Here is a 22,893-nt window from a genome sequence, read left to right on the forward strand (position 1 = left end):
TCCATCCTTGCAAGGAATCGTTTTTATTAACTCATGGGTCGATTTGATGCGCATGGAATTCGAAGAAGCGCAACAGCTCTATTCAGAAGGCTATGACTGTGCACAATCCATCGTCCATGTATTCATGGATAGATTCGAGGACATCGATGAAGCAGATGTTATGAGATGCACATCGTTGATGAGCATGGGGCTCTTCGAAGGCAGCATATGCGGTGCACTCCTCGGTGCTTTCGTTGTCATCGGCCTGAAGTATGGAGGATCCACCCCGAAGATGTCGGATAAGGGGATGGCCATCATCAAGAGGGAACAGTTCATGATGGAGTTCAGGAAACTCTACAAAGGGACCACATGCCCCGAATTGACAGGATTCGACGTCCGTATCGACGAGGAGAATCTCAAAGCATACGAGAGCGGGATTTACACAGAATTCTGTCCACGTCTGTGCATGAATGTCGTGAACATACTCGAGAAGATACTTTAAAAGGAAAAGAGGGGTGCTGTTTGACAGCACCACGATTAGTTTTTCTTCAGATATATTGCGCCTGCGATCAACATGGAGCATAGAAGGAGTACTGCGTATTGCAGACCGTCTCTGACCTTGTCGATGTCTGCCAGCAATCCGAATATGAGTGCCACAACGCCTACGACCAATATCGCAATAACCAACAATATGAGTTGGATGACAATAAAGGTGATTGCATTGTCTTTATCCATCGCCATCTGTTTACACCTCGATACACATACGAATAGACTCAGATATAATCCTTCTTGAAAAGTGAGCGTTGTATGTTGTAATCAGAGACGCGCTCCAGTGGATCCACTGCACCCATCTCATGGTTTACGAACTCGGGTGAGATCCGCTCCACGAATCCTACTATGGATGGATCCGTGAACGGACGGTGTTGATCCAATTCACAGATGAAACGATATGCGGCGGAATAACGCCCCATATGGCCAAGTTCACAGAAATCATCTGGTGCAACGAATGATCTCGCGAATAATCTTGATGTGTTGTTGTGAAGATGCATCACACGTATCCTGTCCAGAACATCCTTCTGATATCCATCTACGATATGATTCAACAACTCGATCGATTCGGATTCTGAATCCGATCCGCCTGCAGCTATAAGGAGATGGCCCGTATCAAGACATATCGACCAGTTATCGAACTCCAGATGACTCTCCAAAAATCTGTAACAGGATGTATCCACCATCCTCATCCCTGGCCACCAAAGATTTTCCAATGCCAATTCGAACGGCATATCACCGCCGAATGATGATGCAACCTCATTCATCATCTCAGCGAAAGCGGACAATATCTTAGAATCGCTATCGGAATACGTTCTACACAACAATTCGTCAAAATTGGCATTGCATGCATGCAATACGCCATATTGAGGTTTGAGAGGCTGTGCTATTTGTATCGCCTCAATCATGTTCTGTACGATCTCATCCTTGTCGGAACCGTAGTACATGAAAGGTATCGAGGCATCATCGACATCATCGGTGATCCTCCTTTCTCCTGACCACACTCCATACCAATCCGTTGAGTATGGCAGATGTACGGATTCCACTCTTTCAAGATCATATCCTGATACAGGAGAATACCCTGTCAATAATTCGACATGGTCCGTCTCCCGTATCAGTGATGGGATGACCACATCATTCGAATAGACCGAATCACATATCAGGTGCTTCATCAGAATAACTCGAATGCAGCGGTAAGTGCGGCCATCATCGCAGTACGTTGGTCGTTACCACTGCCCACGATGATGGCGTCCTTATCCGTTATGCCCGTCGCACGTACATTCTTGGCGATCTCTGGGCGCTCTACATCCATGTTCCAATCAGGAGGTATGATAAGATTGCCATCACGTATCACCAATGTCGTACATCCGGTCGCGCCTACCCTTATGCCCGCATCCCTCTGTTGCATCCCATTCTGTATCTTGTCAGCAACATTGAATACGAGCACGGATTGGCTGTAGTCACCTACGATCGAATCGCCGAGGTCCACATCGATGACTTTGAGTGGGATCTCGGAAAGGAAACCCAATCCTGAACGGGTTATGGTGATTCCAGACTGTTTGATCTGTATCATCTCCCATTCACGAAGAGTCTCCAATATGCGCCTCATGCTGCCTTCTCCGACGCCTATCTCATCTGCCAACCTTTTGCGCCCCATGCGTTTTCCGCTGGAAAGTATATGGAGTGCCCAGTAGACATTTGCATCAGTGAAACGGAACATTGGCCCGTATTGAGGTGACTCGATGATCTTCATTAGAATGTCCTAACCTTTCCATTGATTATAAGGTCTGTGACCTTGTCGACATTGTCAAGCCACTCGTATGCGATCGATTCGGCTTCCTGTTTCCATTGTCCGATCTTCTTATCCTCTGTGGCTGAAACGAGCTGTATGTTACAGTTGAGAGGTTCAGAGACAGGCTTTCCGATCTGTGAGAGGATCCTTACCCTTACCTCGACCTCGGGTGAGACCTTCTTAGCGACGTCCTCAGCGATGAGCTTGGACATCACGTTGTAGATCTTTCCGATGTGTGTGATCGGATTCTTACCTGACGTAGCTTCCATGGACATGGGCCTGTAAGGTGTGATAAGGCCGTTGCATCTGTTACCTCTTCCGACGGAACCGTCGTCACCCATCTCTTGAGAGAGACCGGTACATGTGAGATAGATCACGCCTTTGTCGTAATCGTCACCCGTGTTGATATCCAATTTGAAATTGATCTTCTCATCACCGATGATGTCTAGTGCGTGCTGGTTCACTTTGTCATACATCTGCTCGACCACGGATTTGTAGTGTTCGAGATCGTCGATGTACTTGTCGACCATCGCACAAGCCACTGTCATCGTGATGTCGTTTCCGACCCTTGATGCCATCACTTTGACATCCTGTCCCGTCTCGGGGAGGATGTCCTTCATCTTGCCGTTGATGTATTCCTCGGTCGTGAGTACCAAACGGTCAGTTATCGAATATGGTGCATAACCGACACCGAATGATGTGTCGTTAGCGAGGATCTTGGATGATTTGTAAACTCCTCTGAGATCATCGGAACCCTGTCCAAGCCTTGCATCGAGAACGACCTCCGAATCCACATCGAGGTTGGGGAACGTCTTCTTCAAGTAATTCCTGGCTGCAGCGAGTGCGGTCGGTTTGCATGGAAGACAGCGTATGTCCTTCGTCTTGACGTCTGTGATGTTTGTGGTCGCACGGCCCACGAGAAGAATGTATGATGGGTCGATGATGTGTCCACCGCCGAACTTCGGGCTTGCCTGTCCGGCTGCGATCTGTGTCTCATCAGTGTTGTGGTGAAGTACAGTTCCGAATTCTTTCTTATACATCTTGCAGAGTGCTTTGCTGACTTCCTCTGCCAATGCATCAGCAACCGAATCGGGGTGTCCAATACCTTTCCTCTCAACCAATTCGATCTTTCTCATAGGCACAGGCATCTCACAGATACCTTCGACATAGATGTTCTTATTTGCCATATATTCGGGCTCCCTTTGGGAATAATTATTTTTCCGATATTCTCCTTACATATAAATGAATGTGACATAAATATTCTTATACGAATATTAATCTTCTTATGATATGAAGTTCCCACCCATATCAGATATCCGCAAGATGAGGAAGACCCTCGACATCACCCAATCACAATTGTCTGTGGAATCTGGTATAAGCCAAAGTACGATAGCTAAGATAGAGAGGGAATCCATATCTGCAAGCTATGCGACCGTTGTGAAACTGTTCGAAACACTGGAAAGGATGGGAAATGACGACAAGAAGGAACTTCTAGCGAAGGATATCTCATCCAAGGATGTTGCTACCGTGCAGAGTGATATGGCTGTACATGAGGCATCCGAACTTCTGAAATCGACCGGTTATTCGCAATTACCTGTGTTGAAAGGCGAAACGCCTGTCGGCAGCATATCGGAACGTACGATATCCAAGCTCCTGATGAAAGGTGCCACGATGGACGATCTTGTGAATATGCCAGTCTACAAGGTCATGAATGATTCCTACCCTGTGATACCAGAGAACATCTCGATGAGTACAGTGACCAAGATGATGAATGATTGCGATGCTGTACTCGTTCACAAGAATGGGAAGATAGTCGGGATCATAACGACGTCGGATCTTCTGAAACTAATCTAACTCCTCCGTCACACACCATGTATATGTCCTGATCCTTGGGGATGATTGAGCCTTCGAAATACGTACTGGCCTCTATGCTCGGTCCCGATTCTTCGCCATAACGATTGCTAACATGGACGATCATCAATTGGCGGACCCCGGCTTCTTTGGCCATCTTCGCGACATCCTTGATCGTGGAATGGAAATGCGCAACAGCCAATTCAGAATCCTTCTCCAGATACGTCCCCTCATGTATGAGCACGTCCACCCCACGTATCGCTTCGGATACGGAATCACATATGAGTGTATCACCAGGATATGCCAAGGAAAGACCCGGTCTTTTTTCGCCTATAATCATCTCCGGAGATATTCCGCGTACCTCCTCGCCTCTTTGTATTGCTGAGAAATCAGGTCCGGGTTTGAGGCCGAATCTCATCGCCTTCTCCTTATCGAATGAACCTGAACGGTCATCCTCCTTGTACAGATATCCCAACGATGGGCAATTATGCTCGGTCCTGAATGCAGATACCGAGAAACCGTTGAATCTCTCCACATCACCTGGTTCCATCTCATGAACGATCAGTTCGAATTCCAATTCCCCCTCGCAGGCATCCAACATGGAGTTTATGGTCAGTGAGATGCCCTTCGGACCGAACAATTGGACAGGTTCACGTCTCCCGGACAATCCCATCGTCAACAGCAATCCAGGAAGCCCAAGTACATGATCACCATGCATGTGAGTTATGAATATCCTGTCCACGCGCATGAATGAGAATCTAGATACCATCAGCTGACGCTGAGATCCCTCTCCGCAATCGAATAAGGTCAATGACCTACCATGTTTGATCGCGATACAAGGGAGGGATCTGCTTCTGGAAGGGATGGATGCACCCGTTCCTGCGAACAGTATCTCGAACATGCCCTAGTTCATCCTAAGTAATCGGGGATGTCGCCCTTGGTCTCCTTCTTCAGGATCTTGTAATGATCCTTGCAAAGGTGAACGCTCCTTGCGTCAGGATTCTTGAGGATCAGCGACGTTTCGCTGACCTTCTTGATATTGAGTGATCTCTCTGCGACCTTGTCGCATCCATCAACATCACAAATCTCCTCTTTGGTCACGTGTGACATACATCGTCTATCGTACAAGGATGATATTAACTTAAGGTCGCGATCATCGGATTCGCCATCATTCTGATGTCGTATGATAGCTTTACAGAAAGCACTAATATATCGGGCAATCCATCCTGTGGACCATGGTGAAAGTATCCCCATCCATGCTATCGGCCAATTTCTCTAAATTCGGTGAAGAGATCGAAAGAGTTGAAAGGTCTGGTGCGGATTGGATACATTTGGATGTCATGGACGGGATGTTCGTCCCGAACATAACGATAGGAGCACCGATAATAAAAGCGGTGAGGAAGAATTCCGAACTACCATTCGATGTACACCTGATGATCGAGGATCCCATACGTTACATCGATGATTTCACGAAAGCCGGTGCGGACATATTGACGGTACACACCGAAGCCAAAGGGGACATAATGGGTGCCATCGATAAGATCCATGAGAATGGTCTCAAAGCAGGCATATCATTGAATCCCGGGACGCCCGTATCGGATATCACAATATACCTGAACAAGGTGGATCTCGTACTTGTCATGACCGTACAGCCTGGATTCGGAGGACAATCATTCCGCGAAGAAGGCATCCCTAAGATTGAATTCCTAAGGAGATATGCCGATGAGAATGGACTCAGATATGACATCTCCGTGGATGGAGGTATAAACCGCAACACGGGGAAGAGATGTGCGGATGCAGGCGCCACAGTACTTGCAGCAGGATCATATCTGTTCAAGATGGATGATATGTCCCCAGAGATCAAACTGTGGCATGGATTCTGAGGTGTATTCATGGGAGTGAACCTTTCCGATCTGACTGAACCAAGATACATAGAATTGAGTGAACTCAATGGCAAACACATTGCAATTGATGCATACAACACGATCTATCAATTCCTATCAATAATAAGACAGCCCGATGGACATCCTCTCGAGGATAGAAAGGGCAGGGTCACATCCCATCTGTCCGGATTATTGTACAGGACCGCTAACCTCATCGAGGCAGGAATAGAACCATCATTCATATTCGATGGGAAGCCGCATGAACTGAAGATGGGGACACTCAACGAACGTAAAGAAAGAAGAGAGAAGGCGGAGAAGGAATGGGAGCAGGCTGTGAGGGAGGGGGATACCAAGAAGGCATTCTCCAAGGCTCAACAGACTTCGAGGATGACTCCCGATATTCTTGAATCATCCAAAGAATTGCTCGGATACCTCGGCCTTCCCGTCGTATATGCTCCAAGCGATGGAGAGGCACAAGGCGCCTACATGTGTGCGAAAGGAGATGTATTCGCTTCCGCATCACAGGATTTCGACTCATTGCTCTTCGGTGCACCGACATTGGTGAGGAACATGACCATAACCGGTAGGAGGAAGATACCTGGTAAGGACATGTACAAGGATGTGAAGACAGAGATCATCGATTCGTCCGAATTCCTATCAGCATTGGATATCAGCAGAGAACAATTGGTCGACGTATGCATATTGATGGGAACTGATTTCAACAACGGGATATCCGGTATCGGCCCGAAGAAGGGACTCAAACTCATCAAGGACTATGGCGACATAGAAGGAGCCTTGGAACACCTCGGGAAGGAGATCCCCGAATATCAGGAGATCAGAGACATATTCCTCAGAGGCACATATTCCAATGATTATGACCTATCACCTAAGGAGATAGACAAGGATGCTACGATAGAATTCCTTGTCGATCACGATTTCTCCAAAGAACGTGTGACGTCTGCTATCACCAAGATCGAGACTGCAAGGAAGAATAACAAGGCCAAGAGACAACAAAGGTCCCTTGACGCTTGGTTCTAGATCATCTGGTAAGGTTTGAGACCATCTCTATTGTGAGATCCACCAGATCCAATCCTTTCATCTCATCCGGTGTCACAAGTCTATACTCTGTGTTCTCACCGTTAAGGATCGGTCTCTGTTCCCCTGCATCGAAGAGGAATGGATACACTTCCCAGATGATGTTGTTCTCCCTAACGTACACCGGAGGCAACGATGATATCGGCTCGGAAACCTTGATCTGCGTCTCTTCGAATATCTCCCTTCTCGCGGTATCCACCATCTGTTCCCCATCCTCCCTCTTACCGGATACGAGTGACCAACGTCCAGGATATGATCTGGCAGTAGCTGGGCGATGAAGCATCAATATCTTCCCATCGACCATGACGACGGATGATGCTACGGTCTTCTTGACCACATCCGGGAGTTCTACGGTCCCGCTATCGGCATCTACCACTGCTCTATCGCCATCCTTGATCAGATCGACATCGATACCATCGATCATCGGGATTGATGATATCACGGCACCGGTGGCGACGATCGTCTCCGCTGACGAATTAATGATCGCAAGCGGTGACTTCCCGTGTGCTTTGAGATCATACATCACAAAGGATCCGACTGTACTCCCCTTGCCTCTTGGGAACACCAATATCCTATCTGCGACGTTTCCTCCGTTCTCCACCTTGATCTCACCAGTGGATGCTTCCACGCCACCGAGGAAACTGAGGGCATTCTGTAATTTCAAAACCCTCCCTTCAGCCTTGCCTCTATAGATCGAGCGTCCTTTCAACATCACTCTACCACCTTCAACAGTTCAGCGATATCTTTGCACATGACCTTCTGAGAACATAATGTGGGCAGATAGTTGCCTGCTTTGCATGAGTTGGTAGCAGTCCTCGAGAACGTTCCTTCGATAGGCGATACCACCATGCACGTATCCGCCAACACCGGTCCGAACTCCTCCATTATCCTGACATCCTCAGGACATTTGGATCTCACTCTCTCCGACGTGCAGAACCATATCTCTACATCTGTCCTCCTCTTCTTCTTGCCTTTGAGTAAGGAAGCTATCTCGTGCATCTCCTTCTCTGTCAGATGAGGGCATCCGATAGCTATCAATTGGACATCGTCGGCAGTGTTCAATTTGTCGTATGCATCATCGAGTTCTTTCTTCCCTATGTGCACCACTTCAAGCTCTGAAACATCGAAATCCTTCCATTCAGGTGTTACGCCTTCCACATGGAACATTGCAACGGCACCTGCCGCGGCCATGGCAGCAGCCATCGTCTTCCCTTCCTCCATCCCAGGCTTTATGCCCCTATAGTAAGGTATCCCTCCGCCGATGACCGAACCTACGGCCTGTCCGAGAAGCGAATGCGAGAACAAAGTATCAGGGATATCGGCATCGATCACAACGGTGGGCGCCCTGTTCTCTTTCAGATGTAATCCATAATTAGCGGTCTTTCCAAGTATCGCCGCCGCAAGTGCACCTGGGCCGCCCTCCCTATTGGTCCGTGCACCGATGAATGAATTCACGTATGATAACGCAGATGATTCTGCCCATGCCACATGATCGCCCAGTTTAGGGACGTTTACACCATCATAGGGTGTGCATGAGCATGTCGTTTGGATCCCCATCTTTCCATAGAGATCTATGATACGGATCTGTTTCTCAGCGAAATCATCCTTTATATGCATCTCATTCCATCTCTTCCTGTCCATGCCGACAGGATTCAATGTCGATGGAACGGTGACCTTGGCACCGCCATTCACCATATCCTCGAGATAGAGCAATCCGCCATCGCCGATGGTCTTATAGGACGCACCCGACAGATGCGCCGACGTTATATCGACGAGACCGTCCGCACCATAAATCTTCCCTAGTGCCACGATCAACTCGATGGCTTTCTGTGCACCCTCCCCGAATTCGCCATCGAGGATGGACTGCTCTTCCTTTGTGAGATCCATAATGCGAAGTATGGGGTCATGATAGATAGGGTTACTGCTCAGACCTTCCCATTATGTATGTCCTCATACAACGATACGGTCCTGCGCATCTCATCCTCGGTCAATACGCCGGAGACATACATCGAATCGAAGGGTGCATCGTCAGAGATGAGTGTTATGTCTGGATTCACACAACCGTTCCTCTCATAGAATCTTTGACGCCTGACCCTCATCTCATAATCATCTGATGTCACATCCATCGGCTCAACGACAAGGAATATCCTCTTTCCAGGATGTGTCTCTCTCACCATATCGATCAATTTGGAACCGTATCCTTTCCCACGTACCTCTGGAATCGTCGCCAAGTATATCCAAAAGGTACATTCCCCTGATGTGAATGTCAAGGTGAAACCGATGAATCTGCCATCATCGCGGTACTCTATCAGTTTCCCGCCCCTTCCTATGGTCCTAAGGATGTTCTCTTCCGGAACCTTCTCTATCTCAGTGAAAGCCGACGAATAGAGTTCAGACATCTCTTTCGTGAACCCTTCTACGACATCATATGTGAGCATAGCCCGCCTTATAGCTCGCAATGTAGATAAACCTCAGCCATGTGTACCGTTAACACTGAAACATTATGTGAATTTTCTCCATATGCCCGGAGATATCCTCTGGTCTGTATCCCAATAACGAATGTTTCAGCCCCAGGTCCGTGGCATAGTATTTGTGTTTGTTCTCAAGGGTCCTCCTACCCTTGAGATCGAACACATTAGCACGTATTATCAGGTTCGCCGCTTCGAGATGCCCGATGTATTCGTTCACCGTATCTACAGTTGTCTTCGAACCCGTCGATCTAATGGTGGAATAGATATTATTGGAAGAAACATAACTACCGATAGTGGACAGTATCGTACAGTAGATATCCCTCAAGAGTACATGATTACGTATGTTGAACCTCTGTTCAATATCCTTCGAAAGGATCACCTCTGTGATATCCCTCACGGTCTGCATGCACGATCTCTCAGGCACATCCGAGATCCACAGGATTGGGAATCCACCAACACGCATGTATCTGTCCAATACATCCTTTTTCGACAGGAAGCGTTCCGCAAAAACCTTGCATTCCTCATACGACAAGGGGAGCATGCGTATGCGGTTGAATCTGCCTCCGAGATGGGTTGAATATTCAGACGAGAGCAGATTTGCATTCGATCCTGTCAGGTAGATATCGAACATTTTCCTGGCAATAAGATCACATATGATCAGTTCCCATTTCTCTATGTTCTGGATCTCGTCCACTATCAGAACATTATCGATACCCTGGCGGTATTCCGATTCGATATAAGAGAGGAGTTTTTCCCAATCGCCAAGGCTAGAAAATTCGTGGAGTTCTGTATTTATGTAGACAACATTGGCATCGGTCAAACGGTGGCGGTATATCTCCAACAATGTCGATTTTCCGCAGCGACGTATGCCAGTTATCACTTTAGCATTGCCATTGCCGACATACGGTTCGATCTCAGCGAAATACCTGTCACGTGATACCAAAGAATCTTCCATGAGGTACCATCTCTTATTGATTATTAGATAATTACGATTTTATCATTTCATACAATGATAAAGTATGATATAATTTAATTTTTATCATTCTTTGTAATGATAAATTATATTATTTTTCAATTTTATCCTTTCATAGAAGCATAGATTTACCGCCCATCTTTTTTCGATAAAGAATTGCATTTATGCGAGTGAAGTGCATAAAAGCCCGAATGGACAAATACTCGGTTTTCAGCATGCTCCCAATATACTGTAGTATCAAACCATTTCGATAACTAGGAGGGCCCGCTGGGAACCGCTTAAAGCATTAGCCAGACATCAGAAATCGTGATAACTTATACCCTTTATAAAGGCATAAGTTCGGAACTTATCTGATGAAAAAAAAACTTGGCCAACTGACGAATTTAGTCGTATATGTTGGATCTGTGCCCTATCTCGACCAGCAGGATCACAAGTTTTCCTTTGTCGATCTTGCTAATGAGCCTATAGTTCCCCACTCTGTATCTCCACAATCCAACCTTATCGCCAGTCAGTGCTTTTCCTGAAGCGAAAGGGTTGTCAGTACCATCAAGATGCTTGGAGATCCAATTGAGGATCATCGTTCTCGTGAAACGATCCATCTTCCTCAGCTGCTTGATAGTATCGTCGGTATATTCGACGAAATAGCTCACTCTTCATCACCGAACATCTTGAGGACTTCTGCATGAGAATAGGTCTTCGGATTATCGAGGTATCTCCTATATGCCGCTTCGCCCACAGCGATGTCATATTCATCCTCGATCTTCTCGAAAAGGGCCTGTTTGAAGGCCTCTCCCATAGAGACACCCATCAGCGCCGCATATCTTCTGGCAAGAATTTCTTCATCTTCAGTGAGTCTTATCGAGAATGCCATTTGATCACTGATGATATGTAGTACATTGTACTATTTAAATGTCAACGTAGGATTCGAACTCGAATCTGATGCGGACCCGCCGGGATCCGCCCTATACATAGGCCAGACATGAAAAAATCAGATACGGCATGGTATCGTGTAGAGTATATTGGTACGTACCGTTGATTAATAGCCTTCATTTATCATTAACATCAGAAACGATCAATCACGCAGTAACTGATGCCGATCCCATATCCTTTGTCGATGACGTCATAAAAACAGAAACCCCATAATTATCAAAATTACTCCAGCAACCAATCCAAAACATTCCTAATCAGTATCCCGTTCTCGTTCCCAAGACCGAAGCGGTCCAGAGTCAAGACAGTCTTAACATAATTGTCCTTCGGCCTCGTCAGAGGTTTGATCTCCCGTTTCCTGGTGTCATCCGACATCATAGTCTGACATACCTGGATGTACTCCATGGTGTCGTATCTCACGGCGATGAAATCCACCTCAGAATCCCTGTAACATCCGACCCTGACGTTATACCCTCTGCGTAGCAGTTCAACGTATACGAGATTCTCCAAAGGTTTGCTTATGTCGGTGCCTGCGGCGATATTCAGAACGGCTTTCCTCATCCCCAGATCGGTGACATAATATTTCCCGATGGTCGAAAACAGTTTCTTTCCTACCATATCGTAACGGTCGCATGGGAGTATGAGGAACGCATCCTCCATGGCCTTCATATATATCCCCACAGTGGACTCGGGGATTCCTGTGCCCTCCGCTACGGAAGACTTGCTAGTGATGTTGCCTATATTTGCATATAGGAACCTCGCAATCGCCTCCACCTTCATGGGGTCGCTAACGTTGACGTGCCTCAGTACGTCCTTGACGACGATGGTGTTGTATACGCCCTGGAGATAGTCCTGCCTGTACCTTTGATCCCTCGAAGGGTCTACTCCCGGTAACCCCCCACATTCAAGATATTCGATGAATGCCTTCTCCCTATCGGTGTATCCATGCATCTCCATGTATTCAGAGAAGGACAAAGGAAATACCTCGACCTCCGTGTGACGGCCGGATATACGGGTGGCTAGCTGTGATGAAAGCATATCTGAGTTGGAACCAGTAACATAAACATCACAGTTCTTCTCTGCATTAAGTGCCGAAAGGGATAGTTCCCAATCCTTCACATCCTGTATCTCGTCCAACAGAACGTACATTATGCGGTTCGGATCGATCCTCTGATGAAGATAATCATTCAGCTGTTCGCTGGTCTTTATCTTCTGGAACTCAAACTTCTCGAAATTGATGAAGATTATGTCCTCCTCGGAAATGCCGGACTGTCTGAGCTCTTCCGCATATAATTCAAGAATGACTGATTTTCCGCAACGTCTCATTCCCGTTATGACCTTGATAACCCCTGTGTCATCACGACCCGCACGAATCTTACTGAGGTATTGCTCACGTACCAGATACTTCCCCATGTTTTAGACATGGCATAGCATGTATATATCTTTTATTAATCGTGGATTTATGTAATAAGTTTATAATAATTTGATAAATCGTAGATTTGTGCAATATTCACAAAGACTTTCGAAAAATCTAGAAAAATTGTATATCCAGAAATCACAGGTTAATCTACAATATGGATTCGAACCTGAATCTGAAGCGGACCTGCCGGGATTTGAACCCGGGTCGAGAGCTCCGGAGGCTCCAATGCTATCCAAGCTATACTACAGGTCCAATCAAATTAATGTAGAAGAATTGGGAAGGGTAAGAGGTTTGAAACCCGTCGATGAACCGGGGATCCTGAGTCTCCGCTTGAGAGGGAGGAGACCGAATGAAGATTTTTCCTTCCTTACTCTTTCTTCGTGAACTCTGTGTATCCGCATTTTCCGCATGATACACGGTCACCGTGTGTTGCCATGAACACACCAGGTCCACACTTGGGGCAGACAGGCTTTGTCCTCTGTCCATCCTTGTATGCGTCACCTTTCTTGACTGATTTCTTAGCTTCTGCTTTAGCTGCCATCTAAATCACTGTCCCTCTGTGGCCTCAGGTGCCTTGTACTCGGGCTTCTGGATTCCGTTCCTCTTGAGGATGTATTCGGGCTCGATGGCCTGTGCGTCCTCTTTCGTTACGTATACCTTTGCGTAACCCTTGGAGAGTCCGCTTCCGTAGACTGTATCGATGTTGTTGAGGACGATTGCATCCCTCTTTGCATCCAGTTTCTTTGCAAGCTCGTCAACGACAGCGCCTTTGCTGGGTGTTGACTCGCCTTTGTGGTCGATTGTGAAACGTACCTCAGTCCTTTTGAGGATGACGTTCTCTTTCTTCTCGTTGATTTCCATCTTCATTCAAAGTCCTCCATCATATTCCAGAGTTCTTTTACTCTTTTGCGGATGTGTTCGTCCGTGGTGACGCACATCATCCCTTTTCCTGGCCAACCATAGATGATATCGTAGCCATCAGGCGCGTTCAGGATACACGGCATCACTGCCAGATCCTCCTCGCCTTCGACACGTATTATCCCTGCCTCACCAGTAATCGCGTTTCTTATGGCATCTTCAAGCTCACAGGTTACCGTACCTGCAGGATTGACGATGACCTTCTCTTCCAACCCATGACTTTCGACATAGGTGGCGAACCCGGTCATCTCATGCCTCTCCGTGTATCCATCATAGATGGACAGGAGTGGCGTCATGCCGTTCCTCCTCACCGTCAGAGATACCACATCCCCGACAGTGATCATCTTTGCAGCGTTATGTTGTTTGAGTTCAGTTTCATCCAAATCTGTGCCCAGCGGTTCCTTGAAGAGATCTCTTCTCCCCCCAGGGATCCTTCTGCCGGACATTTGGATCAACGCACCCTCAGGGCATATTTCCCATTGGATGAGATGCCCATCTGTTTAGCTATGTCGGATTTCTCATAGTCTATGACCACGAGGTAGCCCTGCCATTCTCTGGATGTCTGTCCTCCGCAGCGGGGGCATGTGTCCTCTTCAGAGATGAAGCTGCACTGTTTGCATGCTTTGTAAACAGGTCCGACCATCAGGCATCAGCCTCCTGTTTCCTCTTGTCTTCCTCGATCCATTCGAGTCTTCCCAGACCGGGTTGGCGCATCGTTAATCCGATCTTACTATCCTGGGGATTCTTCTCGTTGAGGTCGATACTGACGATCCTTGCCCTGACGATGTCTCCGATGTTGAGGGTCCTTCCAGTGTCCTTTCCGATGAGCCTCTGATTCTCTGCATCGATATCGACACGGTCATCCAACACCTGACTCACGTGAAGGAGTCCGTCCAACGGACCGAATCTGATGAAAGCACCGAATTTGACTATCTCTACGACCTCACCCTCGATGATCTCGTTCTCTTTCGGTTTGAATACGAGCTGATTGAATTTGACCGTCTGATAGACCGCTCCGTCTCCATGAACGATACGTCCAGGTCCAATGGTCTCGACATCCTGTACAAGGATAGTTATCTCCTTGTTAGGTCCGATCTGTCCTTCGAATGAATCCCATGTGAGGGCATCGATGACTTTGTCTATGTCTTCACCAAGATCTGCTGGAGGTATGCGCACTACCCTCTCGGCCTGTGTTATCATGTACATAGGATATCCTCTTGAATGGCTGGAGATTAAAGCCCTCTTATATAAAGCTGATTACACGCATACGCGTATAAGAATATAGTATAGAAATGAAGGGAGGGATTACCTCCCTTAAACTTGTTTAGAGATACAGGACTGCTGTGACCAAACAGATGGTCGAGAGCAGTTTGACCAGAACGTGGATCGAAGGTCCTGCAGTGTCCTTGAACGGATCACCGATAGTATCACCGACAACAGCTGCTGCGTGTGCAGGTGACTTCTTTCCTCCGTGTGCACCGGTCTCGATGTATTTCTTTGCGTTATCCCATGCTCCTCCACCGTTGTTGAGGAAGTTGGCCATGAGGATACCGACGATGGTAGCTACCATGATGAGTCCGCCGACCGCATAGGGTGCGAGTACCTGGAACTCTGTAGGCAGAGCGTACCTGTAAAGGAGTCCGAAGACGACAGGTACGAGGATAGGCAGGAGTGCGGGAACGACCATCTGCCTGAGGGCGGATTTCGTTGCGATATCGACACACCTTCCGTATTCAGGCTGTTTCTCTCCAGCCATGATCTTTCCATCCTTGAACTGCTCACGGACCTCCTGGACCATCTCACCGGCAGCCGTTCCAACTGCACGTATAGCGAGTGATGCGAAGAAGAACACGAGTGCTGCTCCGATGAGTCCTCCGACGAAGATCAGGGGATTTCCAAGAACGACCTGGTTCATCTCAGCGATGATCGTTGTTCCGTTGTGCTCGGCAACGATCTCGAAGAATGCTGCGAACAGAAGGAATGCTGCGAGTGCAGCGGATGACATTGCGTATCCTTTCGTGAGTGCTTTTGTTGTGTTACCGACGGAATCGAGCTTGTCTGTCCTGTTCCTTACCTCTTCAGGCTGGTTGGACATCTCCGCGATACCGCCTGCGTTGTCCGTGATCGGTCCGAACGTATCCTCTGCGAGGATGAATGCGGATGATGCGAGCATAGAGACGGTTGCGATCGCTGTTCCGTAAAGTCCCATCGTCATCTTGTATGTAGAGTCGACGAATGCTCCATCGATGGCGAAGTAACCAAGGAGGAATGTTGCGATAATTGCGATACCGATGCAGACCACAGGAATGACTGTGGACTCCATACCGACCGAGAGACCCATGATGACGTTCGTTGCAGGTCCTGATTCGGACTGTTCCGCGATCGTCTTGACTGGTTTGTGGTCGCCTGTGTAGTACTGTGTGACATAGACGACGACGAGTCCAAGTGCGATACCGACGATTCCAGCGATTGCGAACATCCACCAGTTGACCGTCACTGACAATCCACCGATCTGTGTGAGGCCGTTGTCGCCATTGAGAAGCCAATAGCATGAGAATATCATCGTAACGATGACGAGGGCCATAGTCACATAGTAACCGAGGTTGAGTGACTTGATGACGTCTGCATCCTCATCCTTGAGACGTACACAGAAGATTCCGACCAAGGATGCGATGAGTCCGAATGCCATGATGACAAGCGGAAGGTAGATGAAGTTGTTGTTGAAGATCCCAACTGTTGAGAGCTTGACGACTGCAAGACCAATGACCATCGAACCGATGATCTCAGCGGCTGTGGATTCGAAGATATCTGCTCCACGTCCTGCACAGTCACCGACGTTGTCTCCGACGAGATCTGCGATGACAGCGGGGTTCCTGGGGTCATCCTCGGGAATACCTGCCTCGACCTTTCCGACGAGATCCGCTCCGACATCTGCGGCTTTGGTGTAGATACCTCCTCCGAGCTGTGCGAAGAGAGCTGCCATAGATGCACCGAATGCGTAACCTACGACCGAGTGGAGTGTAGCGGTCATATCGCCGTCACACCAGATGTCGTAGAGGAAGAACACAGCGAAGAGTCCTGCGAGTGAGAGGACGGACACTGCGATTCCTGAGATCGCTCCTCCGCGGAATGATGTCTTGAATGCCTCATCGAGCGAGCGTGTTGCTGCAGCCGATGTCCTGATGTTGGAATTGACAGAGACCTTCATTCCGATGTAACCGGAGAGGATCGAGCATCCTGCACCGATGAGGAACGCTACTGCGACCTTTCCGTTCAAGTAGTCTTTGAAATCCTCGCAGAATCCTACTGCGAAGATGATGATAGCAACAACAAGTGCGATGATAGCGATAGTCTTGTACTGCCTTGCGAGGTAAGCCATAGCTCCTTCCTCGATCTTATCGGAGATTGCCTGCATCTCGGGGGTTCCTTTGTCCTTCGAGAATATCTGTTTGAAGAAAACAGCGGCAACCACCAAGGCGATAACTGCAGCGACAGGTACCATCCACAACAAGTTGTCCATGGTGAACTCAATCATTATAGTTAACTCCTAATGTTGCTGAGCCCCCAACATTCGTTGTTGTATAAAAAGGATAGGTAAATAATTTATATAAACTCAGAACGGAGATGATTTCGATGATAACGTAGAACCGTCAGGAAGACGAGGTATCCCGTCATCATCGAGATATCCGTAACCGATGGTGATGATGGGGTTCATGACATCCTTGCCGGTCACGCGAGAAATGTTATCGGCACCCATGTTGCATGACAGAGCCAGTATGACATCCGAACCATCGATTCCAGAATCGTCCGACGTGGATCTGACCTTACTCATTATGCATGCTGCACCGGTCATGATGATGCCTTTCACATCTATCCCATCGGATGTCAGCCTATCAGACAATGATTCCGCCGATGCTTTGCTGCCTATGCCATTGCATAATGATGCGCATATGGAGCACGACCATATCAGTACCGATCTCCCTCTCAACGATTCGAGTAGTTCGGGATAATCACAGCATCTCTCCATCAACATCATGCTGTATAACATGATTACTTCATGTAATAAAGACACCTATGGACGCGGATAATCAAATTAAACCATGCGGACATACAGAGTTCCATGGGAATACTGAAATCTTATTGCCCTGCGACCACCGAAGAGATAGGTTCTGTTGAAACGATAGACGTGTCGGAAATCGACTCTATAATCGAAAGGAGTGATAAGGCACAGAGGGAATGGGCTAAGATACCTCCAAAGAGAAGGAGCGAGTATTTCAGAAGATTGAGTAAGATCATCGCCGATGATGTGGAAGAACTCGGACTCACTGTGCATAAGGAAACGGGTAAACCGAAGGCGGAATGCATCAACACGGAATTCTTTGTATCATCAGCGCATGCAAAGTACTGTGCCGATTGGCTCAACAGATTCAAATTCGAGATACGCAGGAAGATAGAACCCATGGATATGATGATGCGTGCCATGGGGCGCAGATCCTACATCAGATACAAACCCGCGGGTATCACCGCTTGCATATCGCCATACAACTTCCCGATCTGCATCCCGTTCACAGAATGCATGTCATCCGTTGCCGTCGGGAATTCAGTCATACTCAAACCTTCATCCGAGACGCCTCTCTGCGGAGAGTTGATATCATCACTATTCAAAAAAGCAGGATTCCCTGATGATCTCGTCATCTGCATCCATGGTTCGGAGATAGGCAATGCATTGGTGCAATCCCCCTCGGTGAGAAGGATCATGTTCACGGGTGGAACTGATACGGGTATGAGCATAATGCGTTCAGCCGCGGATAACCTCACTCCTGTATCCCTTGAACTCGGAGGATGCGATTCTATGATCGTCCTGAAGGATGCTGACATCAATAGAGCGATCAAAGCTGCCGTCTGGGGATCCTATGTGAACTCTGGGCAAGTATGTGTCGGAGTGCAGAGGATCATGGTCCACAGTTCGATCTATGATGATTTCGTATCAAGATTCGTAGAAAGAGTGAAAGGGCTGAAGATAGGATATGACTACAACGATCCGACGATATCCATCGGACCTGTCATCAATGAGAGGGCGATGCATGACGTACTGGATGCTGTTGAAAGAGCGAAAGAACTCGGTGCAAATGTCGTATATGGAGGCAAGAGAGTGGAAGGACTCGAGGGATGGTTCCTCGAACCTGCCGTGATCACCGACATACCTGTTGGCAGCGAACTGTACACGACCGAAGTGTTCGGGCCATTCACAACGATAGTTCCATTCGATGATGACGATGAAGCTATAGAACTCAACAACAGTTGTCCGTATGCCCTTGGCGGTTCGGTATGGACTGAGGATATCCAATACGGACATGAATTGGCAGGAAGGATGAATTCGGGCATGGTCAACGTGAACAACCTGCTGTACAACTATGGTATGCCTTCGCTCCCATGGGGCGGGACACACATGAGCGGATTCGGGAAGAGCCATGGCGAGGAAGGATTCCTGAGTCTGATGGAGATACAGCATCTGCATGAGGATAAGGGTGCTTGGAGCAATGATCCGTGGTGGACACCGTACACGAAAGAGGGTACGGACATACAGACCGAGATGACGCAAAGTCTCTTCGGAAGTAAGAGAGGACTCATCCGTTTCTTCTTGCATGCATTACCGTTACTCAGGAAGAAGGATTGAATTCGATCCTTCTTTGGTCAATTGATAAACTTAATTAATAAGAGGCCGTAACCACCGCATAACGGAAGTTAGTATCATGGTAGCAACTTTTGATAACAAGAAACTCGTTGCAGTCAAGGATATCAAGATCAAGAAAGGGATGACGGCCAATGATCTCGTCAAGATGATGGGAAAATCAGGCGGATTCACAGCACAGAAACTCTCAGATGCCGCTGACATCGTAGAGAAGATGTTCAAGAAGAAGGATTGTCTTCGCATCCTGTCATTCCCTGCATGCATCATGGCGACAGGTACGCGCGGTGTCATCGTCGACATGGTGAAGAAAGGATTCATCGATGTCATAATCACAACATGCGGAACATTGGACCACGACCTTTCAAGGACATGGGCCTCATACTACAAAGGCGACTTCTTGATGGATGATGCGAAACTCAGGGATAATGGTATCAGCAGGCTCGGTAACGTCCTCGTACCCGACGACTGCTATGGTATCGTTCTTGAGGATAACCTCCTCCCTATGTTCGATGACATCTTCAAGGACACCACATCATTGTCCACACACGAGATCATAGATCAGGTCGGTGCGAGACTCGATGATGAGGACTCACTTCTGTATCAATGTCATAAACACAACGTACCCATAGTCGTCCCTGGTATCACGGACGGTTCATTCGGATGTCAGCTCTGGATGTACTACCAGATGCACAGAAAGCTCAGGATCGATCTCTTCGCTGATGAGCAGATGCTCAGCGAGATGACGGATGAGGCGAAGAACACGGGTGCGATCATCATCGGCGGAGGTATCTCGAAACACCACGTCATCTGGTGGAATCAGTTCCGCGGAGGATTGGATTATGCGATCTACCTCACGACAGCACAGGAATACGACGGTTCACTCTCCGGTGCACAGATCAGAGAGGCCGTCTCATGGGGTAAGGTCAAGGCCAATGCCAAGAAGATGACCGTGGAAGGAGATGCTACGATCAACCTCCCGCTCATCATGGCAGCCGTTGAGGATAGGCTCTGATGAAGAAGATCGCGGTGCTCTCAGGTGACGGCGTAGGTCCTGAAGTGACGACTGCCGCAGTATCGGTGCTCAAGGCACTGACCGGAGATATCGACATGATCTCCGCTGACTGCGGCTACGAATGCTACAAAAGGACTGGGGAATCACTCCCTGTATCGACACTTGAGATCATCGACGAATGTGATGCCGTCCTGATGGGCGGCATCACCATCCCTACCGATGACAGATCCTTCAGGAATCCTATAACGGAGATTGAAAGAAGGATGAGATTGGAATTGAATATAAGACGCATAGAATCCATAATCCCTGAGTTGAGTTCGATCGACATCGATGCCACGTTCATAAGGAACGCTTCTGATGATGTCAACGTAACAGAGATCAACGACATAGATAGCGTCGATGTCACCAGATCATATCTGTATTCAGAGATGGACAGGACATTCATCGCATCGAGGGAATATGCTGAAAGGAATGATTCCAAAACGATCCTCTTTGCGCATGAGGGCGATCCTGCGAGTGAGATGGAGTCGATGTCCATCGAATCATTCCACAGATGCATGGTTGGTACTTCGATATCATCCGATGATGTGAGCATCCCTGAGTTGGCCTCCAGGATCCTGACCAAACCCAACACGATCGATACAGTGATCTCATACAGTCCATTCTCCGATGTGCTATCGGAGATGGTGGCGAAGCTGACAGGCGGCACATATCTCGTACCGTGTGCGACGATCAATAGGACGAGAGGATTGTTCAGACCGCTCCATGGATCCAATCCTGACCTTGCAGGATATAACGCGACGAATCCGACGGCATCCCTAAGATGCGCAGCCATGATGCTTGATTTCCTTGGATACAAGGATGAAGGCAATAAACTGTGGGAAGCCATACGTTCTGCATACAAGAGGGGATTCCGTACGCCTGATGTCGGCGGCGGAACGGGTACGTATGGATTCATAGAACAGATAGTGAAGATCTGCGAGAATCCGAACTAACGTTTACCTATCCTCTCGAACAACCTCTTTATCGATTTCTCATATCCACTATCGGATGGCTCATAGAACTTGCGATCCTTGACAGCATCTGGAAGATATTGTTGCTCCACATAGTGATCAGGATAGTTGTGAGGATACTTGTACGTCAATCCACGGCCCAACTCCTTCGCACTGCTGTAATGTGCATCCTTCAGATATGGCGGGATCTGCCCCATGGGCTCATTCTTGACCGAGTTCATGGCAGCATCTATCGCTGTGATGGATGAGTTGCTCTTCGGGGCGCATGCGACGTATATCGCGGCTTGTGCTAGGATTATCCTGGCCTCAGGCATACCTATCCGCTCGACGGCCTGTGAGGCTGCCGTAGCGATGATGATAGCTTGGGGATCGGCATTGGATACGTCCTCGGAGGCGCATATCATTATGCGCCTTGCGATGAACTTCACATCCTCCCCTGCATACAACATCCTAGCCAGATAATACACGGTGGCATCTGGATCAGAGCCGCGCATGCTCTTTATGAAAGCAGAGATCGTGTCGTAGTGATTGTCCCCGTCCTTGTCGTATCCGAGTATGCGTTTCTGTATGCATGATGATGCGACATCCACGTCTATATGGATGGAACCATCAGCATCACGATCTGTAGTGAGGAATGCTATCTCCAATGCATTCAACGCCGATCTAGCATCGCCGTTGCACATATCGGCCAAGAATACTAACGCATCATCATCGATGGATATCTTCTCCTTCCCCAATCCGTTATCTGCATCGGAGATCGCATGTTTCAATATCGTGATGATGTCCTCACGATCCAACGGTTTGAGTTCCAATACCATCGAGCGTGATATCAATGCGCGATTCACCTCGAAATATGGGTTCTCTGTCGTAGCGCCGATGAGTATTATGGTGCCGTTCTCGACGAATGGTAATAGGTAATCCTGCTGACCCTTGTTGAAACGATGGATCTCGTCGATGAATAGTATCGTCCTTCTCCCGTTCATGCCCAGTATGTCCTGCGCATGCTTGACCGCATCCTCCATATCCTTCTTTCCAGCACATGTGGCGTTCATCTCTCTGAAATCCGCCTTTGTCGTATTGGCTATGACCTGTGCTAAGGTCGTCTTCCCAGTACCTGGAGGGCCATAGAATATCAAAGAACTGATCCTATCGGCCTTGATCGAACGATACAAAAGTTTGTCCTTTCCAAGGATATGTTCCTGTCCGACCACATCCTCGATGGTCTTTGGCCTCATACGATTCGCAAGGGGCGCTTCCCTGGCCAATATCTCCTTCCTCGTAGTATCGAACAGATCCATGTCACGCCATATCTACAGGA

Annotated in this window: 28 protein-coding genes, 1 tRNA gene and 1 pseudogene; 7 read left to right on the top strand and 23 right to left on the bottom strand. The window is 48.0% G+C overall.

Annotated elements, in window-relative coordinates; translation table 11 throughout:
• Positions 1-52 precede the first annotated feature (52 nt).
• Entirely contained in the window at positions 53-481 is a 429-nt protein-coding gene (locus tag ACI2NF_RS06855; RefSeq protein ID WP_177971695.1) for a C-GCAxxG-C-C family protein, read from the top strand.
• Positions 482-516: 35 nt separating this feature from the next.
• Here ACI2NF_RS06855 and ACI2NF_RS06860 read toward each other — a convergent pair whose 3' ends face one another.
• The 4 genes from ACI2NF_RS06860 to ACI2NF_RS06875 are packed head-to-tail and all read right to left on the bottom strand — an operon-like array spanning position 517 to position 3,507.
• Complete coding sequence (locus ACI2NF_RS06860; RefSeq protein ID WP_400152960.1) at positions 517-720, bottom strand: hypothetical protein; 204 nt, start codon at positions 718-720, stop codon at positions 517-519.
• A gap of 32 nt (positions 721-752) precedes the next feature.
• Complete coding sequence (locus ACI2NF_RS06865; RefSeq protein ID WP_400206265.1) at positions 753-1,700, bottom strand: TIM barrel protein; 948 nt, start codon at positions 1,698-1,700, stop codon at positions 753-755.
• Positions 1,700-2,281: a DUF4443 domain-containing protein gene (locus ACI2NF_RS06870; protein ID WP_400148131.1), complete on the bottom strand. Its 582-nt coding sequence runs from the start codon at positions 2,279-2,281 to the stop codon at positions 1,700-1,702. The genes ACI2NF_RS06865 and ACI2NF_RS06870 overlap by 1 nt, the downstream gene beginning before the upstream one ends.
• Complete coding sequence (locus ACI2NF_RS06875) at positions 2,281-3,507, bottom strand: methionine adenosyltransferase (RefSeq protein WP_400149988.1); 1,227 nt, start codon at positions 3,505-3,507, stop codon at positions 2,281-2,283. The genes ACI2NF_RS06870 and ACI2NF_RS06875 overlap by 1 nt, the downstream gene beginning before the upstream one ends.
• Before the next feature lie 103 nt (positions 3,508-3,610).
• On the opposite strand from ACI2NF_RS06875, the gene ACI2NF_RS06880 reads away from it, so the two are divergent.
• Positions 3,611-4,174 (top strand): CBS domain-containing protein, encoded by a 564-nt coding sequence (locus ACI2NF_RS06880; RefSeq protein ID WP_400147699.1) that lies wholly within the window; start codon positions 3,611-3,613, stop codon positions 4,172-4,174.
• Here the strand turns inward: ACI2NF_RS06880 and rnz are convergent.
• Together rnz and ACI2NF_RS06890 are read right to left on the bottom strand one after the other, a co-directional pair.
• The gene (rnz, locus tag ACI2NF_RS06885; protein ID WP_400211266.1) at positions 4,140-5,072 is read right to left on the bottom strand and encodes a ribonuclease Z; all 933 of its coding nucleotides are present in this window, start codon (positions 5,070-5,072) and stop codon (positions 4,140-4,142) included. The genes ACI2NF_RS06880 and rnz overlap by 35 nt on opposite strands.
• A gap of 8 nt (positions 5,073-5,080) precedes the next feature.
• Entirely contained in the window at positions 5,081-5,281 is a 201-nt protein-coding gene (locus ACI2NF_RS06890; protein WP_400147693.1) for a hypothetical protein, read from the bottom strand.
• Positions 5,282-5,406: 125 nt separating this feature from the next.
• Between ACI2NF_RS06890 and rpe the strand changes: the two genes are divergently transcribed.
• Together rpe and fen are read left to right on the top strand one after the other, a co-directional pair.
• Positions 5,407-6,054, top strand: coding sequence for a ribulose-phosphate 3-epimerase (rpe, locus tag ACI2NF_RS06895; protein ID WP_400149986.1), 648 nt, complete (start codon positions 5,407-5,409; stop codon positions 6,052-6,054).
• 9 nt (positions 6,055-6,063) lie between these two features.
• Positions 6,064-7,092 (top strand): flap endonuclease-1, encoded by a 1,029-nt coding sequence (fen, locus tag ACI2NF_RS06900; protein WP_400149985.1) that lies wholly within the window; start codon positions 6,064-6,066, stop codon positions 7,090-7,092.
• 1 nt (position 7,093) lies between these two features.
• On the opposite strand, the gene ACI2NF_RS06905 is transcribed toward fen, so the two are convergent.
• The 16 genes and pseudogenes from ACI2NF_RS06905 to ACI2NF_RS06980 form a co-directional block, all read right to left on the bottom strand.
• Positions 7,094-7,486 carry an NUDIX domain-containing protein gene (locus tag ACI2NF_RS06905; RefSeq protein WP_400152679.1) on the bottom strand — a complete coding sequence of 131 codons (393 nt, stop codon included), beginning with the start codon at positions 7,484-7,486 and terminating at the stop codon, positions 7,094-7,096.
• A pseudogene (locus tag ACI2NF_RS06910) lies at positions 7,487-7,864 on the bottom strand (aconitase X swivel domain-containing protein); the annotation flags it as partial.
• The gene (locus tag ACI2NF_RS06915) at positions 7,861-9,036 is read right to left on the bottom strand and encodes an aconitase X (protein WP_400149984.1); all 1,176 of its coding nucleotides are present in this window, start codon (positions 9,034-9,036) and stop codon (positions 7,861-7,863) included. The gene ACI2NF_RS06915 and the pseudogene ACI2NF_RS06910, both read right to left, overlap by 4 nt.
• A gap of 38 nt (positions 9,037-9,074) precedes the next feature.
• A complete protein-coding gene (locus ACI2NF_RS06920) occupies positions 9,075-9,587 on the bottom strand; it encodes a GNAT family N-acetyltransferase (RefSeq protein WP_400211267.1) in 513 nt (170 codons plus the stop codon).
• Positions 9,588-9,636: 49 nt separating this feature from the next.
• Positions 9,637-10,575 (bottom strand): ATP-binding protein, encoded by a 939-nt coding sequence (locus ACI2NF_RS06925; protein ID WP_400211268.1) that lies wholly within the window; start codon positions 10,573-10,575, stop codon positions 9,637-9,639.
• Between the two features lie 401 nt (positions 10,576-10,976).
• Positions 10,977-11,243, bottom strand: coding sequence for a type II toxin-antitoxin system RelE family toxin (locus ACI2NF_RS06930; protein WP_400151421.1), 267 nt, complete (start codon positions 11,241-11,243; stop codon positions 10,977-10,979).
• Positions 11,240-11,464, bottom strand: a complete 225-nt coding sequence (gene relB, locus ACI2NF_RS06935) for a type II toxin-antitoxin system RelB family antitoxin (protein ID WP_022532204.1) — start codon at positions 11,462-11,464, stop codon at positions 11,240-11,242. Before relB ends, ACI2NF_RS06930 begins: the two co-directional genes overlap by 4 nt.
• A 281-nt stretch (positions 11,465-11,745) precedes the next feature.
• The gene (locus ACI2NF_RS06940; protein ID WP_400147550.1) at positions 11,746-12,933 is read right to left on the bottom strand and encodes an ATP-binding protein; all 1,188 of its coding nucleotides are present in this window, start codon (positions 12,931-12,933) and stop codon (positions 11,746-11,748) included.
• Positions 12,934-13,118: 185 nt separating this feature from the next.
• A tRNA-Arg gene (locus ACI2NF_RS06945) sits at positions 13,119-13,192 on the bottom strand.
• Between the two features lie 115 nt (positions 13,193-13,307).
• Complete coding sequence (locus ACI2NF_RS06950; protein WP_400148564.1) at positions 13,308-13,481, bottom strand: 30S ribosomal protein S27ae; 174 nt, start codon at positions 13,479-13,481, stop codon at positions 13,308-13,310.
• Positions 13,482-13,486: 5 nt separating this feature from the next.
• Complete coding sequence (locus ACI2NF_RS06955; protein WP_400148563.1) at positions 13,487-13,807, bottom strand: 30S ribosomal protein S24e; 321 nt, start codon at positions 13,805-13,807, stop codon at positions 13,487-13,489.
• Complete coding sequence (locus ACI2NF_RS06960; RefSeq protein ID WP_400196454.1) at positions 13,804-14,304, bottom strand: GTP-dependent dephospho-CoA kinase family protein; 501 nt, start codon at positions 14,302-14,304, stop codon at positions 13,804-13,806. The genes ACI2NF_RS06955 and ACI2NF_RS06960 overlap by 4 nt, the downstream gene beginning before the upstream one ends.
• Positions 14,305-14,309: 5 nt before the next feature.
• Positions 14,310-14,501, bottom strand: a complete 192-nt coding sequence (gene spt4, locus ACI2NF_RS06965; protein WP_177971520.1) for a transcription elongation factor subunit Spt4 — start codon at positions 14,499-14,501, stop codon at positions 14,310-14,312.
• On the bottom strand, positions 14,501-15,064 hold the full coding sequence (locus tag ACI2NF_RS06970; protein ID WP_177971519.1) for a DNA-directed RNA polymerase: 564 nt from the start codon (positions 15,062-15,064) through the stop codon (positions 14,501-14,503). Before ACI2NF_RS06970 ends, spt4 begins: the two co-directional genes overlap by 1 nt.
• Positions 15,065-15,182: 118 nt before the next feature.
• A complete protein-coding gene (locus ACI2NF_RS06975; protein WP_400151415.1) occupies positions 15,183-17,378 on the bottom strand; it encodes a sodium-translocating pyrophosphatase in 2,196 nt (731 codons plus the stop codon).
• Between the two features lie 93 nt (positions 17,379-17,471).
• The gene (locus ACI2NF_RS06980) at positions 17,472-17,894 is read right to left on the bottom strand and encodes a hypothetical protein (protein WP_177971517.1); all 423 of its coding nucleotides are present in this window, start codon (positions 17,892-17,894) and stop codon (positions 17,472-17,474) included.
• 84 nt (positions 17,895-17,978) lie between these two features.
• Here ACI2NF_RS06980 and ACI2NF_RS06985 point away from each other — a divergent pair, with 84 nt between their 5' ends.
• The 3 genes from ACI2NF_RS06985 (at position 17,979) to ACI2NF_RS06995 (ending at position 21,557) form a co-directional block, all read left to right on the top strand.
• Positions 17,979-19,535 carry an aldehyde dehydrogenase family protein gene (locus ACI2NF_RS06985; protein WP_400211269.1) on the top strand — a complete coding sequence of 519 codons (1,557 nt, stop codon included), beginning with the start codon at positions 17,979-17,981 and terminating at the stop codon, positions 19,533-19,535.
• Between the two features lie 76 nt (positions 19,536-19,611).
• The gene (locus ACI2NF_RS06990) at positions 19,612-20,562 is read left to right on the top strand and encodes a deoxyhypusine synthase (protein ID WP_400196458.1); all 951 of its coding nucleotides are present in this window, start codon (positions 19,612-19,614) and stop codon (positions 20,560-20,562) included.
• A complete protein-coding gene (locus ACI2NF_RS06995) occupies positions 20,562-21,557 on the top strand; it encodes an isocitrate/isopropylmalate family dehydrogenase (protein WP_400211270.1) in 996 nt (331 codons plus the stop codon). The genes ACI2NF_RS06990 and ACI2NF_RS06995 overlap by 1 nt, the downstream gene beginning before the upstream one ends.
• Here ACI2NF_RS06995 and ACI2NF_RS07000 read toward each other — a convergent pair.
• Positions 21,554-22,873 carry a replication-associated recombination protein A gene (locus ACI2NF_RS07000; protein WP_400147340.1) on the bottom strand — a complete coding sequence of 440 codons (1,320 nt, stop codon included), beginning with the start codon at positions 22,871-22,873 and terminating at the stop codon, positions 21,554-21,556. The genes ACI2NF_RS06995 and ACI2NF_RS07000 overlap by 4 nt on opposite strands.
• Between the last annotated feature and the right edge of the window lie 20 nt (positions 22,874-22,893).

The sequence above is a fragment of the Candidatus Methanarcanum hacksteinii genome (assembly GCF_964305265.1).
Classification (GTDB): Archaea; Thermoplasmatota; Thermoplasmata; order Methanomassiliicoccales; family Methanomethylophilaceae; genus Methanarcanum; species Methanarcanum hacksteinii.

Bases quoted from the DNA above. Each gene is read 5' to 3' on its own strand.
- ACI2NF_RS06855 (WP_177971695.1), top strand. From the start codon at position 53: ATGGAATTCGAAGAAGCGCAACAGCTCTATTCAGAAGGCTATGACTGT.
- ACI2NF_RS06860 (WP_400152960.1), bottom strand. From the start codon at position 720: ATGGCGATGGATAAAGACAATGCAATCACCTTTATTGTCATCCAACTC.
- ACI2NF_RS06865 (WP_400206265.1), bottom strand. From the start codon at position 1,700: ATGAAGCACCTGATATGTGATTCGGTCTATTCGAATGATGTGGTCATC.
- ACI2NF_RS06870 (WP_400148131.1), bottom strand. From the start codon at position 2,281: ATGAAGATCATCGAGTCACCTCAATACGGGCCAATGTTCCGTTTCACT.
- ACI2NF_RS06875 (WP_400149988.1), bottom strand. From the start codon at position 3,507: ATGGCAAATAAGAACATCTATGTCGAAGGTATCTGTGAGATGCCTGTG.
- ACI2NF_RS06880 (WP_400147699.1), top strand. From the start codon at position 3,611: ATGAAGTTCCCACCCATATCAGATATCCGCAAGATGAGGAAGACCCTC.
- rnz (WP_400211266.1), bottom strand. From the start codon at position 5,072: ATGTTCGAGATACTGTTCGCAGGAACGGGTGCATCCATCCCTTCCAGA.
- ACI2NF_RS06890 (WP_400147693.1), bottom strand. From the start codon at position 5,281: ATGTCACACGTGACCAAAGAGGAGATTTGTGATGTTGATGGATGCGAC.
- rpe (WP_400149986.1), top strand. From the start codon at position 5,407: ATGGTGAAAGTATCCCCATCCATGCTATCGGCCAATTTCTCTAAATTC.
- fen (WP_400149985.1), top strand. From the start codon at position 6,064: ATGGGAGTGAACCTTTCCGATCTGACTGAACCAAGATACATAGAATTG.
- ACI2NF_RS06915 (WP_400149984.1), bottom strand. From the start codon at position 9,036: ATGGATCTCACAAAGGAAGAGCAGTCCATCCTCGATGGCGAATTCGGG.
- ACI2NF_RS06920 (WP_400211267.1), bottom strand. From the start codon at position 9,587: ATGCTCACATATGATGTCGTAGAAGGGTTCACGAAAGAGATGTCTGAA.
- ACI2NF_RS06925 (WP_400211268.1), bottom strand. From the start codon at position 10,575: ATGGAAGATTCTTTGGTATCACGTGACAGGTATTTCGCTGAGATCGAA.
- relB (WP_022532204.1), bottom strand. From the start codon at position 11,464: ATGGCATTCTCGATAAGACTCACTGAAGATGAAGAAATTCTTGCCAGA.
- ACI2NF_RS06940 (WP_400147550.1), bottom strand. From the start codon at position 12,933: ATGGGGAAGTATCTGGTACGTGAGCAATACCTCAGTAAGATTCGTGCG.
- ACI2NF_RS06950 (WP_400148564.1), bottom strand. From the start codon at position 13,481: ATGGCAGCTAAAGCAGAAGCTAAGAAATCAGTCAAGAAAGGTGACGCA.
- ACI2NF_RS06955 (WP_400148563.1), bottom strand. From the start codon at position 13,807: ATGAAGATGGAAATCAACGAGAAGAAAGAGAACGTCATCCTCAAAAGG.
- ACI2NF_RS06960 (WP_400196454.1), bottom strand. From the start codon at position 14,304: ATGTCCGGCAGAAGGATCCCTGGGGGGAGAAGAGATCTCTTCAAGGAA.
- spt4 (WP_177971520.1), bottom strand. From the start codon at position 14,501: ATGGTCGGACCTGTTTACAAAGCATGCAAACAGTGCAGCTTCATCTCT.
- ACI2NF_RS06970 (WP_177971519.1), bottom strand. From the start codon at position 15,064: ATGTACATGATAACACAGGCCGAGAGGGTAGTGCGCATACCTCCAGCA.
- ACI2NF_RS06975 (WP_400151415.1), bottom strand. From the start codon at position 17,378: ATGGACAACTTGTTGTGGATGGTACCTGTCGCTGCAGTTATCGCCTTG.
- ACI2NF_RS06980 (WP_177971517.1), bottom strand. From the start codon at position 17,894: ATGATGTTGATGGAGAGATGCTGTGATTATCCCGAACTACTCGAATCG.
- ACI2NF_RS06985 (WP_400211269.1), top strand. From the start codon at position 17,979: ATGGGAATACTGAAATCTTATTGCCCTGCGACCACCGAAGAGATAGGT.
- ACI2NF_RS06990 (WP_400196458.1), top strand. From the start codon at position 19,612: ATGGTAGCAACTTTTGATAACAAGAAACTCGTTGCAGTCAAGGATATC.
- ACI2NF_RS06995 (WP_400211270.1), top strand. From the start codon at position 20,562: ATGAAGAAGATCGCGGTGCTCTCAGGTGACGGCGTAGGTCCTGAAGTG.
- ACI2NF_RS07000 (WP_400147340.1), bottom strand. From the start codon at position 22,873: ATGGATCTGTTCGATACTACGAGGAAGGAGATATTGGCCAGGGAAGCG.